We start from the raw sequence: 17282 nt of genomic DNA, 5'->3' as shown, positions 1-17282 counted from the left end.
CGTTCGGTTGTCTTCGCTTAGCCGCCTAAGCCGAACATTGCCAGCGCGTTGTCCAGCGCGTTGAACCAGTTCAGCACCATCACCAAATCGGTGAATAAGAACACAAGCAAGCAGACCGTGCTGAAGCCCAACGCGAATTTGTTGTTGTGCTGTTTCGCGCGAATGACCGCGAATGCACACAAAATCGTGAACAAAATCATGAAAATATCAAATGGATCGAAATTCAAGCCGCCGCCGCCGTGCGCCGCCGCTTCTCCCGCCGCTGCCAAGAGCATGCTGGACCCTCCTTCAATAAGTCACCGGGCTTATCGCCGTTTCTGTAATAATATCCTCTATGTTACGTTGGCAAACCTACATATCATCCCTATGTTACCTTCGGACGACCCGGAACGCAAGCCGAAGCCTCGTACTGTAACGAATTTGTCACGTTTGAGCCGCAATTTCGCGTGGAATCGGCCGCAAACGCCCGTCCCCATTAGGATTATAAGGGATTCGCGCGCGGAATACCAGCAAGGATTCCTCTTCAGCGAACTTTCAGCGTTCCCTCATGTTCGATTCAGCTTGACTGAGTAAGCTTGTTTTCGTAGGCACACCACACTCAAGGGAAAGGCGGTTTGGACAAATGAATCGAAAAAGAATTTCTGCAGCAGCAGGAGCGCTCGCGTTGTCTTTGGCAGTAGGCTGTGTATTATGGGGAGGCTATCAGGCGCAAGCCGCGGAGGAGTCGACGACGACATCCGGCGTCGCCGCGTTCGCCCACAAGCTCGGCTTCGGCGGCATCGCCGCGATGGGCGAGAAGCTCGCCGCATACTTGAAACTGGACGAAGCGGCGCTTCAGGAGAAGCTGAAGTCGTCGACTGTCGCCGAAATCGCCGAAGAGCAAGGCGTTTCTCGCGAGACGATGAAAGCGCAAATCGTGCAGTGGATTACGGAGAGCGCGCCCGACACGGCGGAGAACATCCTGGACTCGAAAGGCGGCATGCGCGGCGGACACGGCGGCTTCCGCGGAGCGATCGCCACGGACGACATCGCGGGTCTGCTCGGCATCACGACGGAAGAGCTTCAGACAGCGCTTCGTTCCGGCACGACGCTGTCCGCGCTCGCGGCGGAGAAAGGCGTCGACGCGCAGAAGATCATCGATGCGATCGTCGCCGTCATGACGGCGAAGCTCGACGAGAAGCTGGCGGCCGGCACCCTCACGCAGGAGCAGTACGACGCGCAAAAGGCCTCGCTCGCTGATCGCGCGAAGCAAATGGTCGAAAGCCAGTGGATGGGCAAAGGCTTCGGTGGCGGCAAGCGCGGCGGCGGTCGCGGCTGGGCTTCCGAGAGCGGCACGACGCCCGCCGAGACTTCCGCAGCAGCGACAGACGCTTAATCTTCAAGCATACGTAAAGCGGCTGCTGCCCGGGAGGGCGCGGCCGCTTTGCTGTCCCTTATCAGAAATCGCTGTGGTATCCATGCTGGATGCCCTGCAGCACGTTCATCGATGCGATATGCCGCTTGGTTTCGGGCGTGCCGAGCTTATAGATCAAGCGGTACATCGCCGTCAAATATTGATCGATCAGCGCGTTCGACACCAGCTCTTCCTGCAAAATTTCCGGATCGTGGATCAGGAGGTAGTTGTGAAAATCCGGCTCCGATTCCGACTCGAACAATTCTTGCAGCTGATGCACCTCTTCCGGCGTCGCTTCGATTTCTAGCTCATACGCGGCGTCGCCGCGGTGCTCCATCACCGTTTTCGCCTGTACCGACACATAATATTTCCGTTTTCCCATGAACGGCCCTCCCGTGCGCTTTTGCTCCTAGATTTCCCACGGAGAGCCATTTTCGCTCCAAGCAAAAACTCCCAACGCCGGCGTTTCGTCCGGGTTGGGAGTTATGGTTGGCTTCTTGTCACCGTTTCGCACCGCCGCCCGCCGTTATACAGCTGCGTTCTGCGGTTTGCGCTTTTTCTTCGGCTCGCTTTCTTCCATGGCCGCCGCCTCGGTCCGAGCGCGGTCGCGTTCGAGAACCGGCTTCAAATACTTGCCGGTATACGACGCAGGCACTTCGCACAGCGCCTCCGGCGTGCCGGAGCCGACGATCGTGCCGCCCCCGCTGCCGCCTTCCGGTCCGAGGTCGATCAGCCAATCCGCCGTCTTAATCACGTCGAGGTTGTGCTCGATCACAAGCACCGACTCGCCGGAATCGACAAGGCGGTGGAGTACCTCCAGCAGCCTTGCGATATCGTGAATATGGAGGCCCGTCGTCGGCTCGTCGAGAATGTACATCGTCCGGCCCGTGCTGCGGCGGTGCAGCTCCGATGCCAGCTTCACGCGCTGCGCTTCGCCGCCGGACAGCGTCGTCGCCGGTTGGCCGAGCTTCATATAGCCGAGGCCAACATCGAGGAGCGTCTGCAGCTTGCGCTGAATTTTCGGCACATTGGCGAAAAACTCGCACGCATCCTCGATCGTCATGCCGAGAATGTCCGCGATCGATTTGCCCTTCCACTTAATTTCGAGCGTCTCGCGGTTGTAGCGTTGTCCTTTGCAAATTTCGCAAGGTACATAGACGTCCGGCAGGAAGTGCATTTCGATTTTGATGATGCCGTCCCCTTTGCACGCCTCGCAGCGTCCGCCCTTTATGTTGAAGGAGAAACGGCCCTTTTTGTAACCGCGAATTTTCGCCTCGTTCGTCACCGCGAACACGTCGCGGATATCGTCGAAGACGCCGGTATACGTCGCCGGATTCGAGCGCGGCGTGCGTCCGATCGGCGATTGGTCGATGTCGACGACTTTGTCGATGTGGTCGAGTCCGCGAATTTCTTTGTGGGCGCCTGGCCGCACGCGAGCCCCGTTCAGGTCTCTTGCCAATGTTTTGTACAAAATCTCGTTCACAAGCGTACTCTTGCCGCTGCCGGATACGCCGGTGACGGCTGTAAACACGCCGAGCGGAATTTTGACGCTGACGTTCTTCAGGTTGTTCTCCTTCGCGCCGACGATCTCGATCCATTTGCCGTTCGGCTGACGGCGCTTCGCCGGCACCGGGATGAACTTCTTCCCGCTCAAATATTGTCCCGTCAGCGAGTTGTCGTTCTCCATGATTTCCTTCGGCGTGCCTTCGGCTACGACCCGTCCGCCGTGAATGCCCGCTCCGGGACCGATGTCGATGATGTAGTCGGAGGCAAGCATCGTGTCCTCGTCGTGCTCGACGACGATCAGCGTGTTTCCGAGATCGCGCATATGCTCGAGCGTCCGTATCAAGCGGTCGTTGTCGCGCTGATGCAGACCGATGCTCGGTTCGTCCAAGATGTACAACACGCCCATGAGACTGGACCCGATCTGCGTCGCCAGCCGGATCCGCTGCGCCTCCCCGCCGGACAACGTGCCCGCGGAGCGGCTCAGCGTCAGGTAGTCGAGACCGACGTTGTTAAGAAATCCAAGACGCGAACGAATCTCCTTCAGGACCAAGTGCGCGATCGTCATTTCCTTCTCGGACAGATTGAGCCCGTCGACGTACGCCATCGCTTCGTTAATCGACAAGCTCGTCACGTGCGCGATGTTTTTGTCGCCGACGGTGACCGCCAGCACTTCGGGCTTCAAGCGCTGCCCGTGGCACGTGCCGCAAGCCTTCGCGCTCATGTACTGCTCGATATGCTCGCGGATGCCGTCGGACGCCGTTTCGCGGTAGCGGCGTTCCAGGTTCGGCACGATGCCTTCGAACGGGACGTACGCTTCCCTCGTCACGCCGAAGTCGTTCTCGTAGCGGAACCGGACGCGTTCGCCGCCCGTTCCGTACAGCAGAACTTGCATCTGCTCCTTGGAGAGCTCGCATACCGGCTTGTCGGCGGGAATATTGTAATGCTCGCAGACGGCCGCGAGAAACTGCGGATAATAGTTGGACGTGCTTCCCGCCCATGCTTCGAACGCGCCTTGCTGGATCGTCCGCGACGTATCCGGGCACAACAAATCCGGGTCGACGATCATTTTCGCGCCGAGGCCGTCGCACTCCGGACAAGCGCCGTAAGGGCTGTTGAACGAAAACATGCGCGGCGCCAGTTCGTCCATGCTGAACCCGCATTCCGGACAAGCCAGATTGGAGGAAAACAGCAGCTCCTCTTTCGTGTCGAGCACGTCGACGATTACTTTGCCTTCCGACAGCTTGAGCGCCGTCTCGAGCGAATCCGCGAGGCGCGCCTGGATATCGTCCTTCACGACGATCCGGTCGACGACGACCTCGATCGTATGCTTTTTCGTTTTCTCCAGCGCGAACTCTTCGTTCACTTCGCGCATTTCGCCGTTGACGCGCACGCGCACGAAGCCCTGCTTCCGGATGTCCTCGAACACCTTGACGTGCTCGCCTTTTTTCCCGCTCACCATCGGCGCCAAAATTTGCAGCTTCGTCCGCTCCGGATACTCCATGATGCGGTCGACCATCTGCTCGATCGTCTGCGACGAAATTTCGATGCCGTGCTTCGGACAATGCGGGCGCCCGATGCGGGCGAACAGCAAGCGAAGATAATCGTAAATCTCCGTAACCGTGCCGACCGTCGAACGCGGGTTGCGGCTGGTCGTTTTCTGGTCGATCGAGATCGCCGGCGACAACCCTTCAATCGAATCGACGTCCGGCTTGTCCATGTTGCCGAGGAACTGCCGCGCATACGCGGACAGCGATTCCACGTACCGGCGCTGGCCTTCGGCGTAAATCGTGTCGAACGCGAGCGACGATTTGCCCGAGCCGCTGAGGCCGGTCAACACGACGAACTTATCTCGCGGGATCGTGACGTCGATATTTTTCAAATTGTGCGCTCTCGCGCCTTTAATTACGATATTCTCATGTGCCATTGCTTCGTTTCTCTCCTCCTCGGATCCCGCGAGGGCGCTACCCCTGCGCCTTCAACTCCAAAATCGCGTCGCGCAGCTCCGCCGCCCTTTCGAACTGCAAGTCCTTCGCCGCTTGCTTCATTTCTTGCTCGAGACGCTCGATAACCGCCGCGCGGTCCTTCTTCGACATTTTCTCCGTTTTGACTTCGGCGAGGTAATTCGACTTCGTCTCGGCCACTTTGGTCGCTTCGATGACGTCGCGCACCTTTTTGCGGATCGTCTGCGGCGTAATGCCGTGCTTCTCGTTGTACGCGAGTTGGATCGTCCGGCGGCGTTCCGTCTCTTGGATGGCCTTCGCCATCGAATCGGTAATCTTGTCGCCGTACATGATGACGCGCCCGTCGGCGTTCCGCGCCGCCCGGCCGATCGTCTGAATGAGCGACCGCTCCGCGCGCAGGAAGCCTTCTTTGTCGGCGTCGAGAATCGCGACGAGCGACACCTCCGGCAAGTCGAGACCTTCCCTGAGCAGGTTGATCCCGATCAGCACGTGGAATACGCCGAGGCGCAAATCTCTCAAAATCTGCATCCGTTCCAGCGTTTTGATATCGGAGTGCAAGTAGCGCACCTTGATGCCGATTTCTTTCATGTAGTCCGTCAAATCTTCGGACATCTTCTTCGTGAGCGTCGTTACGAGCACGCGCTCGTCTTTCGCGATCCGGTCGCGAATTTCTCCGATCAGATCGTCGATTTGTCCTTTCGTCGGACGCACCTCGATGATCGGATCGACGAGGCCCGTCGGACGGATGATTTGCTCGACCACTTCCGGGCAATGCTCCAGCTCGTAAGGTCCCGGCGTCGCCGAAACGAAGATGATCTGCTTGATCTTCTCCTCGAACTCTTCGAACTTGAGCGGCCGGTTGTCGAGCGCCGAAGGCAGACGGAAGCCGTGATCGACGAGCACTTCTTTCCGCGCCCGGTCGCCGTTGTACATACTGCGCACCTGCGGCAGCGACACGTGCGACTCGTCCATGACGATGAGCATATCGTCCGGGAAGTAGTCGAACAGCGTGTACGGCGTCGCGCCTCTCGGGCGGAACGTCAGCGGTCCCGAGTAGTTCTCGATGCCGGAGCAAAATCCGACTTCGCGCATCATTTCGAGATCGTATCGCGTCCGCTGCTCGAGTCGCTGCGCTTCGAGCAACTTGCCCTGCGCCCGCAGCTCGGCGAGCCGCTCTTCCAGCTCTTGCTCGATGTTGACGAGCGCCCGCTTCATGTTCTCTTCGTGCGTGACGAAGTGGGACGCCGGGTAAATCGCGACATGCTCCCGCTCCCCGATTATTTCGCCGGTCAGCACGTCGATTTCGGTAATGCGCTCGATCTCGTCGCCGAACAGCTCGACGCGAATCGCCTTCTCGTGCGTCGACGCCGGGAAAATCTCGACGACGTCGCCCCGCACTCGGAACGTGCCGCGCGCGAAATTGAAGTCGTTGCGCTGGTATTGAATGTCGACGAGCTTGTGCAAAATTTCGTTGCGGGGCCGTTCGGTGCCGACGCGCAGGCTTAACACGAGGTCGCCGTACTCGTTCGGCGAACCGAGGCCGTAAATGCAAGAAACGCTCGCAACGATAATGACGTCGCGGCGTTCGAACAAGGCGCTGGTCGCAGAGTGACGCAGCTTGTCGATCTCCTCGTTCGTGCTAGCGTCCTTCTCGATGTATAAATCGGTTGCGGGTACGTACGCTTCCGGTTGATAATAATCGTAATAACTGACGAAGTATTCCACGGCGTTGTTCGGGAAAAACTCCTTGAACTCGCTGCACAGCTGCGCCGCGAGCGTCTTGTTGTGCGCCATCACCAGCGTCGGTCGGTTCAGGCGCGCAATCGTATGCGCGATCGTGAACGTCTTCCCGGTACCGGTGGCGCCGAGCAGCGTCTGGTATTTTTTACCCGCCAGCACGCCCTCGACCAATCGGTCGATCGCCTTGGGCTGGTCGCCCTGCGGCGTAAAGTCCGATACGAGCTCGAATTTTTTATCTAGCGGTTGTATTCCGCGCATAGGATCACCAGACCAACAAGAGAATATTTGTTCTCATTTTTGCTTCCATTATATCATTGCGTTCGCGGGGGTGCAAACGAACTTGCATGGTACTATACTCCATTTCGCCACCGAACTCGGCTCTCGCGCCGTCGGCGGCGCCGGCACCTTGATCGACGAACTTCGACGCAGCTCCGCCCGGAACGTCGGTTTCGTTTGCCTCGGTCCTAGATCGAATGCCTCCAACGCCTGCCCCCGTGAACCGGACGTAGTATTCGCGGATTTCTACGAGATGGACGTGCTGAACCGGCTTGAATTCGACATGGCGGTATTCCATGACTATTCGCTCGCGTACTTGGCCGATGCCTCGTTTTTGCAGGGGCGCCCGCTCGTCTTCGTCGTTCACTCCGTGCCGACGACGGAGCCTTGGAGCCTGCTGGACCCGTACGGCGGTCACGCCGGCATCGCCCGCGCCTTCGAGCGGCTGTGCGACGCGGCGTGCTTCATCGTCTGCGTCTCCGACGCCGAACGCGGCAAGCTGCTGCTGTTGTACCCCGACCTCGAGCCGAAGACGCGCGTCATCCGCAACGGCTTCTCCGCCTTCGCGGATCAGCCGATCCGCCTCCGGCCGCGGCGCACGACGTTCGGGTTTCTCGGCCGCGCCGACGCGCGCAAAGGGCTCCGCGAGCTCGTTCGCGCTTTCGCCGCCGTGCCCGGGAAGCTGCGCATCGCCTGCGGCGAAGAAGACGCCGAATACGCCCGATCGGTGCGGGACGACATCGGGCGGCTTCGGCTCGGCGGCCGGGCGAGTTGGGAAGGGCGCGTCCGCCCGGCGGACAAGCTCGCCTTCCTCCGTTCGCTGGACGCCCTCGTCGTCCCCTCCCGCTGGGAGCCGTTCGGCTACGTCGCCCTCGAGGCGCTCCGCGCCGGCATCCCTCCGCTCGTCAGCCGACAAGGCGGCCTGCTCGAAATCGTCGGGACGGACTACCCGTACGCGTTCGACCCTTCAAGCGAATCGGCGATCGCGGCGTGCCTCCGCGCGTTCCTGAACGATCCGCTCGAGCGCGTGCACGCCGCCGTCGAACAAGCGAGGCGTCACGCCGCACCGCTAACCGCCGAACGAATGGCGGAGGCGTACGCCGCGCTGCTGCACGAGCCCGTAAATTCAGGCGCGGTCCCGAAAGGAAGAAGATACGCCGCGCTTGGCAGCGCTCCGCCTCCCGTTCCCGGCCAAGCGTCCGTCACCCCTAAGCCATTGGGCGCCGCGAACGACTAAAGCCGCGCAGGCTTCCCTGCGCGGCTCTCGCGATCACAGCCGTTGCTGCTGCACGATCACATCAAGCATATGACCTCGCACGTTGAACGGCACATCGTCGATTTCTACATGCCCGTTGTTCCATTCGACCGTAAACCGCATCGTATACGAACCGTCATTCAACGTGTCTGCATGTCTTTCCTCCGCCATCGTTCCCGAGTACCGAACCCGATCCCCAGAGATCAGATCCCTTTTATCCCCCGTTTGCACCAGTTCCGCTGTCACGCGGGTCGGCTTCGTCCCGCTTCCGGCCGTATTCGTTACGTCCGCCCCCAGCACGAATGCCTCGCCCGCCCAAAAATCGGACGGCGCCCTAGCCTGGTTCGGAAATTTCTCGTTCCAAGCTTGCCGGTACGCCTCCCATTCGGGGGTATGCGAAACTTGTCCCACAATGTCCAAGTCTCCTACCATGATCGTTCTCGAGACGCTATCGGCCGCACCATAGGGATCTGTTACGGTTAAAGTCACGGTGTACGCACCCGTTCGGTTTCGCGTGTCGGTTCCTTGAATCGAGGCTGCCTTCGAACTGAAACTTCTCGTATAACCGTTAGGTCCGGCGATGCTCCACGAGTAAGAGAGCGGCTGATTGTCGGAATCCGTCGACCGATCGATCAACATCACGGTGTCGCCCTCCCAAGCCGGGTTTGGCGTCCACTCGAAATCGGCCACCGGCGGCTTATTCGTGACGATGCGGAAGTAGCGCGGCGTGCTCCAATCGCTCCAGCCGAAGCCGGCACTCTCTTCCCCGTCACTTGATCTGATCTGCACGTACAAGTTGGTATGTTCCGGGAGATCAGAAACGGATGACCACGATACTGCCGTTCCCGTCCTTATCCCGGAGTCGTATTCGAGTATGCCTCCGTAACGGTAAATCCGAATCTGGTACTTGGCTTGGGGGTCTCCGTCAGGGTCCGTATACGTCCAAGTAAACGTCGGACGGGTCACATCGATCACATTCGGATTGTTCGGATCTTGACTGGCCGGCGACGAGATGCTTACGATCGGCAGTCGGTTATAAATCGTCACGTTCGTCGAGGCTTGCGATAGTTGTCCCAACGAGTCCGTTACGACCTGCCGAATCCTAAACGTACCAAGAGAATTGAATGTTTTTTCCCAATAAGTGCGTGAGTTGCTTTGCAACGTCTCTTGACCGCCTGCCGTGTTTCCGATGTAGTATTCGTGAGCTAGGTTCTCCCTCGGCCCATCTTCCCTGTCCCATGCCGTGGAATTGATCCCTACCGGAGCTCCTCGATGCGTCCCGAACGTGCTGACCGTGAAGCCTGCGACGGGCGGGTCGTTCGGCGTTGCGGGTCCCGGTACCGTGATGCTACGCTCTAGGAACGGACTCCAAGCCCCGTACTCATCCCGGACCGCCATTCCGACAGTGAACGTCCCTCCCTCCTTGGGCACGACGAGCTTTTCATTCACCGTTTGTCCCGACGGCGTGACATAATAAAACTTTTTCTCAAGGATCCCTTTCGTTGCAGCGTAATTAATGCCTGTTGGTTCCGTAGAGTATGTCCAGTCGTTTAACCATCGGTCTTTGTCGTGACTTCGATCCGTCCATCCAACCGTTCCGTCCGGCCTTAAGTAGAGGTCGTAATCCACTGTCGGGATTCGATGCACAATCACCTGCCGAGTCGATGTATTTGAATTTTTACGGTAGGCGCCGAATTGGCTAGACGGGTAACGGTAGTCCGGATGCGGATCGTCCACTCCGGTATACCTCACCTCGAAAACGCCGACCTTGTCGAACACGAGCTGCGGCGAAACGTAGGTTTGGCCGTGCAGCCCCGACCAGCCGGACCTTCCGTCCCCTGCGTCAAGAAATTTCTCCTGAATCTTAAAGTATGTCCACTGGGTTAGGGCGGGAACGAGCGGGTCGTTTTCCGTATCGGTTACCGTTGTGGAATACTGAACAGACTGTCCGACAATCGCTACATTTTGGACGTTGGAAACCGTGCTTAGCGCCGTTAAATCGGTGTAGGAAACGTTGTAGAACTCCGTCTTCGGAATTTCGGAATACGGTCCGAAGACCCCGGATATGAACGTCGTGTCGTACCTTTCAATTACTGGCACACCATTCACGTAAACCTTGATGGTTCTATCCAATACTTGAACCTTTACGTTTGTCAGCGCTCCTTCGGCGATGCTGTAATTCGCCGAGGATAACACGGCTCGGTTTCCGCCCTGCACCCTAACCAACCTGATACGTTCCCCATTCAATTCCACCCGGTACATGTTGGCGTGGTCTTGCGCATGGAACGAAAAACCAGAATACAGCCGATCGTTCGTTAGCTTATTAAATTGGATCCTGAAGTTATAAGCAGCATTTTGAAGATGAACTTTCCCAAGAAGCTGCTGCTGCGATCCTAGCGCACCTTGAAGTTCCGGTCTGCTTGCGTCGTAGACCAGCCCCTTCCGAGGGCTATAATTCCACTCTGCACGCACAATGACAGCTCCGTCACCAGCTAGAACGGGTGTCGCGTATCCCGTGTTCCAAACCTTCGATAGGTTGCCGACCGTCTCCAAACTCCCGTTCGTGATTTTGAGCCGTTTCAGGTTACGGTCCGCCCGATCCGCAACGTATAGATAGCCGCTGTTATCTAAGTTCGCTACCGCATTATAAGAGTAGTAGTTCAGGTTGCCGTTATGATTGTTAATAATCCAGAGCAGGGACAACGTGCCGTTGCTATTCCAGTAGTAACCTTCCAGATTTCCGTAATTATTCACTAGCAGGTAATTTCCCCATCGCCCGATAGCCCCTCCGGTGGGGAGCGATTGAATGAGCTGCATTCCCGGGATGCTGTACACTTTTCCATTGTAGAAAAAGTATCTTCCGTCCGACCGCGGCCAAAATCGGGGCGCGCTATTCGGATGCACTCCGGTTGGGTTCGCATACTCCGATTGTTGGCCGTTTTCCGGGTCGAATACCGTATAAAATCCGGTTGTTTGCAACGAATGATATTTCAAGTAAGCGTCAGGCATACCGAGCCACACCTTATTGTCCAGCCAAGATGCACCGTAACTGTAGTAAGGCGATTCGTGGTTATACCAATTAAATACTTGGTATGCCCCCGTTGTCGGTTTAGAGATATCCGAAGTTGCGCCTGCATCTAGCCACCCTGCGTTTGTGCTGCCCGCGCTAAACCTGACATACTGACCGTAACCTTCGTTATCCACCGGGTATGGCTTTTTCCATACAGTCGATTCTTCGAATGGCATTCCGCCCGATAAGTAATCCGCTCTACGGTATGTTCGGTACACAGAGCCGTTACGAGTGTAAACCAAAGCTTTATACGGATTAGCACCGATCACTCCGCTGCTTGGAGTCCTGTAGTACCCTTCGCCGAGATAAATAACATAGTCCTCAGTTTCCCATTGTAGAGAGTTTACCGTTGCCCCCGGCGCCGGACCGGTAATGTCCGCATTGTACTTATAAATTGACGGAATATGGCTCAAGCCGCCCGTTCTAGTATTCACCTTCCAGCTCTTCGGGATATTAGATTCCGAGATGGTGGAGTTCGTCCAGTCCGAGGAGTTCACAAACGTACTATTGGCGATCGGTACCGTCGGAACGGGGACCGGCTCGGTCACTTGGGACGAGATTTCAAAGCTCACCAAAGGACCATCGTTCACCACTTCGAACACATGGTACGTGGTCGTGTTTCTGCCCCAATTCTCTTCTGTGTAAAGACGAATCTGATATTTCCCCACCCTGTTTGGCGTGATGGAAAACGTGTTGTTGGACACCGAAGCTATGTAAACTGTCTCTTCGTTGAAATCTCCATCGTTGTCCCGGTCGTAACGGTACGTTATTTCCCTCCTTACAATGGTATCGCCGTCGGGCGAGTAGGATGCATCTTTGAACGTCGTCGTTGCATTGCGGACGCCCGGCGAATTGTACTCGAGCACGTTGACAGGCGGCCTGTCCGGTTTTACCGTCAACGTTTTTGTGGCCGGCTGCTCCGATTTCAGTCCGATAGAGTCATACACGTGCAGCGAAATGATCTCCGTTCCCGGCGTTGTGTAGACGCTTTTCTTATTCGTCCACTCATCCCGCGAATGGTCGATCGGTCTCCCTACCGGACTGTAACTGGCAGAAGAGGAAAATTCACTCGGCAACGGCCGCCCCTCGACGACTTCATCCGGACCATTGATGATCGGAATTGGGTTCGGGGGCACGACTTCAATGCTCGTTGTACGGGTCGTGCAAGCGCCGAACGGGTCGCACATCGTCGCCTTGATATTGTTATGAAAGCCTCGCCCATTCATCACGATTCCGTAATAACCCTCGGAGGACTGAGAATAATTTTGAGGGATCGTCTTTGCCCAAGCGCTGCTCTCCGAAAAATCGAAGCCCCTAAACTCAAGAGGGTCCCCATCCGGATCCCGCGGCGTTGGCACTCTTGGATCCACAATGTATACGAGATTTAGCGTTGTTCCCTCGATAACTTTAAATACGGGCACCGTAGGGTCACTTGGCTTCACAAACCCGATTTGAAAGCTCGGTGGATTGTTGGATGCCGGGCCCGTGACTGACAAGGTTTTGGGTCCGATCCACTCGCTTTCCCCGCACGTACCGACGAACTTCATGTATACGTAAACCGTGCCTACCCCAATGGTGCTAGGGTAATTGCTGTACGAATAGGTCGTTGTTAAGGTCTTTCCAACGTAATCGCGCTTCTCTACGCTTGCCCCATCGCGTTCAAACTTGTAATGATGCTTGAGATAGGTACAACCATTATCGGTGATCGTTGTTGGCTTGACGGAAAATGAATCGCGATAGGCAATTGTATTTGGACTCACCGTGAAATCTCCTGTGATGCTTCCTGTTGGGGGCGGGGGTTCGCCTCCACCACCACCGGTGCCGCTTCCGACAGTAACAGTGAAGGAACGATAAACATCCCATTTTAGGCCGTATTCATCCTCCCTTGTCCAACGCACTGTAATGGTCGCCGAGCCCACGCTTTTGGCCGTGATCCGCCCGCTGGCCGAGTTCACTTCCGCAACGGCGCTGTTGCTGCTGCTCCACGTCGTGGTTGCCGTATTGTTGTTCACATCCACCGGTCCGCCGCTCGCTTGGTAGCCGGTCGTCGTAACCGTAGCCGTCGATGCGGACGTTTCCCCGATCGTAAGGGATGTTTTTGTCGTCGAGGCGTTCAATGTCTTGGTCGTGATGACTTGCCCTTTCCAGTACACCATCATGTCGATGTCATATGTCACGAGGCGCTTAACGCTGTGAGGCTCCACCGTAATCCTATTGCCCGAACTAAACGGTTCATTACTTGTAGATTTATTCCCCTGTGTTTCGATGTTGATCGTGAGATGCTTATTGTCCGGCACCGCATTGCTGCCTATATAGACGCTGCCGAATGGCGTATAGTCTGCGTCGGCCACCCCGAACGTATTAAGATCAGCTTCGTAATATTCTTTCCCAGTCTTATCGCTCCACGGCGTTATAGGCTTATATGGAGTCATGTCCAGTTTCCAGTTTGAGATAGAGAATACCTCGGGATAGTCCTTCGTTCCGTCGTATCCCCCAAAAGCAATATATTCGCTAGGTTTTTCAGCAAAATCGGCTTTAAAGCTCCGATCATTAAGTTGGTACATTTCTACTTTCGGTTTCGCTTCCCTAGAGTTATACACCTCAATAATTCGCTTTTGTTCGCCATTGGCGTTAGCTGCGGGTAACAAATACGGGGCTTGCACGTCATTTTGGTCATAAACGCCAGCCTTCGTAGATCCCCACGGCGCCACCAATTCCGTGATCATCGAGGAGAGGAGAAGCAGGCCAACCACACGCCTCCGTCGCGTCAATTCTCAACACCCCGGACTATCATTCTAATCATTTTCCCGTCTTGCGTATTAATTACCACGATTCCACTTTTCATCACACCATATAGATTCCAAAACGTACTCGTTTGCCCTTTCTTTAACATCGTCAACGCTTGATCTGAGGTCATAGCGTGAAATCCGTATTTTTTAGGCTGATTTAGTTCACCACGAACTTGAAACGTGGTACCTGCAACTGCCGGTAAACCATATAGAAAAGATTGCGTATCCAGATCCTTCGAAGGCATTAAGGTGACCTCTACAAAGCGCATAAAGCGTTCCAACGATTCCGTAGTAAGTTCCTCCTGCTGCTCCTTTGACAAAAACACATCCTTGTACACGCTAGTCAGCTCTTTATCGACCAGAATATACTTCCGCAGGATGATCGTCCCGATCGGCCGGTCCGGCTTCAGTTCGACATTAAACGCCTCATAAAATGGACGCCGAATACCCTTACCCGGATACCACTCCGCGTTCCCGATCGTCTTCACATTCGTACCATACAGCCCGACCTCGCGCATTTCATTCAGCGCTTTGTAATCCTCAGCCTTCGTTCCCTCCGCCGCCAAGTAACGGGTCAACAGCGTGACGACCTCCGCTCGCGTCGTCGTACGATCCGGTCCGAACGAACCGTCCGGGAAGCCGCCAACCAAGCCGACACCCCGCGCCACGGCGATGTACGGAATGTCCGGTTTGTTGAACTTTCCGGGGAAGTATTCCGTAAATGGCAGAATCGTGTTCTGCGTATCCTTCAGCGCGTCACCGAACGAAGGGTCGGCCTTCACCAGTCCGTTGACCAGCCATGTCACCATTTCCGCCCGCGTCAGCGCTTTATCCGGCTCGAAGCGGCTGCCGAATGCGGACGGCGAGATGAAGCCCATGCCGATCCCCCGCCCGATCGCATCTACCGCCCAATGCCTTGCATCGACATCGACGAAAGGCTCCTCAACACCGGCGGCAGGCAATTTCGAAGCCCGGGTAACGATGGCAAGAAACTCCGCCCTCGTTACGTTCGCGTCCGGCTTGAACGTCCCGTCCGGATACCCTTTCACATACCCCGCCGTGACAGCTCCAGTGATAACGTCCCTCGCCCAGTGGTTGTCGATATCCGTAAATCCGCCCGCAGCTTTCGCACTCGGAACCGGCGCCCCCAAAGCTAACGCAAACGCAACGACAGCCGATATCCATCGTCTTCTCATCATAAACTCCCCCTGTTCCCCATCCCGCCGTCCCCGCGCAAACAAAAAAAGACCGCAAACAAGGAGTCCTCTCCTGTCAGCACGGTCCTTCCGGCTTGTGATCGTATTCGGTTACCCAAATTATACCGGAAGTGCTCACGACTGACAATCCTCCACTTCCGAAGAATTAAGCTCAAATCGCTGTACCCCAGCCCTCGTCGCCCCACCCAGACCGGCTCATAGCGTACGCCGCGCGCTCGTACACATGTTTGCGGGCGTATGCGAGCTCCACGTCGGTGATCCTCACGACCCGGAACCCCTGCGCCTCCAGCGCCCTACTGCGCTCCAAGAACAGCGCGTACTCCGCCTCCGTCAGCTCGACACCTACCCGATGACTCAAAATTTCGAACACGATCGGCCGGCGGTTCCATCGGAAATAGGTGAAGTAGCATGCGAAGCGAAGCTCCTCCGCCCCGTCCAATGGGCACCCCGCGCGCAAATGACGGAACGCCCCCTTCGACAACGGCGCCCAGATCAGCGACAAGAACGCCACGGCCGCCGCTGGCAAACCGTGCGCCCAGCCGGCAGCCGCCAGCGAGCGCTCGCATTTCTTTACGAACGATTCGACTTTACCCCCGTACGCCTTCCGCTTCGACACAGCCATCCCTAACCATCGCTCCTTTCGTCCGAACGCAAAAAAGCCCCGACAGGCCGGATCCACGGCCGTCGAGGCATGCTTTGCCATCGCACGTAATTAGATTTGATTCCCAATTTATCACAGACCTGCCTGTTTGACAAGCCTCACATGTGCGCCGACGGATCGGACGGCGTGCCGCCAGGCCCGTAAGCGGCGCCGCGCGAAGACGAACGGCGAGAACGCAGGAACGAGAACAACCCGCCTTCCTCGAATTCGGCGACATGCAGCACATGTTCGTCCGGACACAGGACGATGCCGAGCTGATGGTGCTCGTTCGCGAACAGCGCGCGCTGCAGGAAGCGGCTCTCGCCCGCATGGTCGAGCACCTCCAGCTTCGTGAACGCCGCGTTCAACCGCATGGCGGCGTGCAGCTCCGCGCGGTCCAGCACCGGCTGGCCGTTCACGCGGCGGAGCACATAGCCCGGCTCGATGCCGAGCTCGGCCGCGGGCGAGCCAGGAACGACCGCCAGCACCTTGAGCCCGCGCGTATCATGCACAAAGTAAGGGGAGCTCTGCGATTCCTCCCTGCGATCCCACACGATAAGCCACTCGTGCAGCCCGAAGCAGAGCAGCGCCGCCAGCGCCGCGGTCCACCACGCCGGCACATAAAACACGGCCGCCCCGCACAACAACACCGCAGCGCCGAATCCGGCCAGCCGGAACGCGCTCGACCGCGCCTTGTCACGCGGCAGTCGGCTTAGCGCGAGCGAGTGGAACCCGACTAGAATCGGGAACGCGACCGCGCCCCAACCGGAAGCTTCGCCGCCGAAGAGCGTCGGCCACGGCAGCGCGCCCGTTGCCCCGCCGGCCATCGGCGTCAGCAGCAGCAGCGGCACAGGCCAGAAGCCTTGCATTTGGTAGCCGCCGACCGGTTTGCCGCGCTTGCCCTCGAAGAATAGCGGGGTCGCGAGTCGTCCAGCCGTCGCATATACTAACGCTGCCTCGGCCACATGCAGCAGACCGACGAGCGCGAACACCGACGGCATGTGCACCGCTTCGATTTCGCGAACGAGCATCGCCGCTCCGCCCGGAAGCGAATCCGCATCGAGGAAGCCGATTGCCGCTTGGAGCAGCCCGACCACGCCGGCAGCGTAGGCAAAGCATAAATACCGAATGCGGAACGCCGACAACAGAAGCGCCGCGATCCACAATAAGAGCAGCGCCGAACCGGTTACCGACGCCCCGATAAACAGAAAGACGATGGAAACGCCTACACCGACGATCGCGCCCCAAAGCACCGTTCGTCCCCACTCGCGCCACCACGTATGAAGTTTGACGGAAAACAGCTTCCGCTCGATCGCGGTCTGTTTTCGCGCATGCCAAGCTACCCAAAGTATCGCTAGATAATAAAAGGGCGATGTCCACAATCCCCCGAACGCCCGCAACCCATCGTAGAACATGTCCATGAAATCTGCTCTCC

General features: G+C 57.3%; 10 protein-coding genes. 2 read left to right on the top strand and 8 right to left on the bottom strand.

Annotated features, from left to right (window positions below):
- Positions 1-17: 17 nt before the first annotated feature.
- Entirely contained in the window at positions 18-275 is a 258-nt protein-coding gene (locus VE009_RS21355; RefSeq protein WP_325011198.1) for a DUF2759 family protein, read from the bottom strand.
- A 347-nt stretch (positions 276-622) separates the two neighbouring features.
- Here VE009_RS21355 and VE009_RS21350 point away from each other — a divergent pair, with 347 nt between their 5' ends.
- Positions 623-1375 carry a hypothetical protein gene (locus VE009_RS21350; RefSeq protein WP_325011196.1) on the top strand — a complete coding sequence of 251 codons (753 nt, stop codon included), beginning with the start codon at positions 623-625 and terminating at the stop codon, positions 1373-1375.
- Between the two features lie 61 nt (positions 1376-1436).
- Here VE009_RS21350 and VE009_RS21345 read toward each other — a convergent pair whose 3' ends face one another.
- The 3 genes from VE009_RS21345 to uvrB all read right to left on the bottom strand — a co-directional run bounded on the left by VE009_RS21345 (position 1437) and on the right by uvrB (position 6858).
- A complete protein-coding gene (locus tag VE009_RS21345; protein ID WP_325011195.1) occupies positions 1437-1775 on the bottom strand; it encodes a hypothetical protein in 339 nt (112 codons plus the stop codon).
- Positions 1776-1919: 144 nt separating this feature from the next.
- Positions 1920-4823, bottom strand: a complete 2904-nt coding sequence (gene uvrA / locus VE009_RS21340) for an excinuclease ABC subunit UvrA (RefSeq protein ID WP_325011193.1) — start codon at positions 4821-4823, stop codon at positions 1920-1922.
- 37 nt (positions 4824-4860) lie between these two features.
- Entirely contained in the window at positions 4861-6858 is a 1998-nt protein-coding gene (gene uvrB / locus VE009_RS21335) for an excinuclease ABC subunit UvrB (RefSeq protein ID WP_325011191.1), read from the bottom strand.
- Between the two features lie 82 nt (positions 6859-6940).
- On the opposite strand from uvrB, the gene VE009_RS21330 reads away from it, so the two are divergent.
- A complete protein-coding gene (locus VE009_RS21330) occupies positions 6941-8113 on the top strand; it encodes a glycosyltransferase family 4 protein (protein WP_325011188.1) in 1173 nt (390 codons plus the stop codon).
- A 33-nt stretch (positions 8114-8146) separates the two neighbouring features.
- On the opposite strand, the gene VE009_RS21325 is transcribed toward VE009_RS21330, so the two are convergent.
- From VE009_RS21325 to VE009_RS21310, 4 genes are all read right to left on the bottom strand, one after another.
- Positions 8147-13954, bottom strand: a complete 5808-nt coding sequence (locus VE009_RS21325) for an Ig-like domain-containing protein (RefSeq protein ID WP_325011187.1) — start codon at positions 13952-13954, stop codon at positions 8147-8149.
- 14 nt (positions 13955-13968) lie between these two features.
- On the bottom strand, positions 13969-15186 hold the full coding sequence (locus tag VE009_RS21320; RefSeq protein ID WP_325011185.1) for an S-layer homology domain-containing protein: 1218 nt from the start codon (positions 15184-15186) through the stop codon (positions 13969-13971).
- Positions 15187-15358: 172 nt separating this feature from the next.
- Positions 15359-15829 (bottom strand): hypothetical protein, encoded by a 471-nt coding sequence (locus tag VE009_RS21315; RefSeq protein WP_325011183.1) that lies wholly within the window; start codon positions 15827-15829, stop codon positions 15359-15361.
- Positions 15830-15966: 137 nt separating this feature from the next.
- Positions 15967-17268 carry a PDZ domain-containing protein gene (locus tag VE009_RS21310; protein ID WP_325011181.1) on the bottom strand — a complete coding sequence of 434 codons (1302 nt, stop codon included), beginning with the start codon at positions 17266-17268 and terminating at the stop codon, positions 15967-15969.
- Between the last annotated feature and the right edge of the window lie 14 nt (positions 17269-17282).

This window comes from Paenibacillus sp. (genome assembly GCF_035645195.1).
Classification (GTDB): domain Bacteria; phylum Bacillota; class Bacilli; order Paenibacillales; family YIM-B00363; genus Paenibacillus_AE.
Note: the sequence above shows the minus strand (reverse complement) of the source record. Positions and strands in the feature narration are given on the sequence as shown.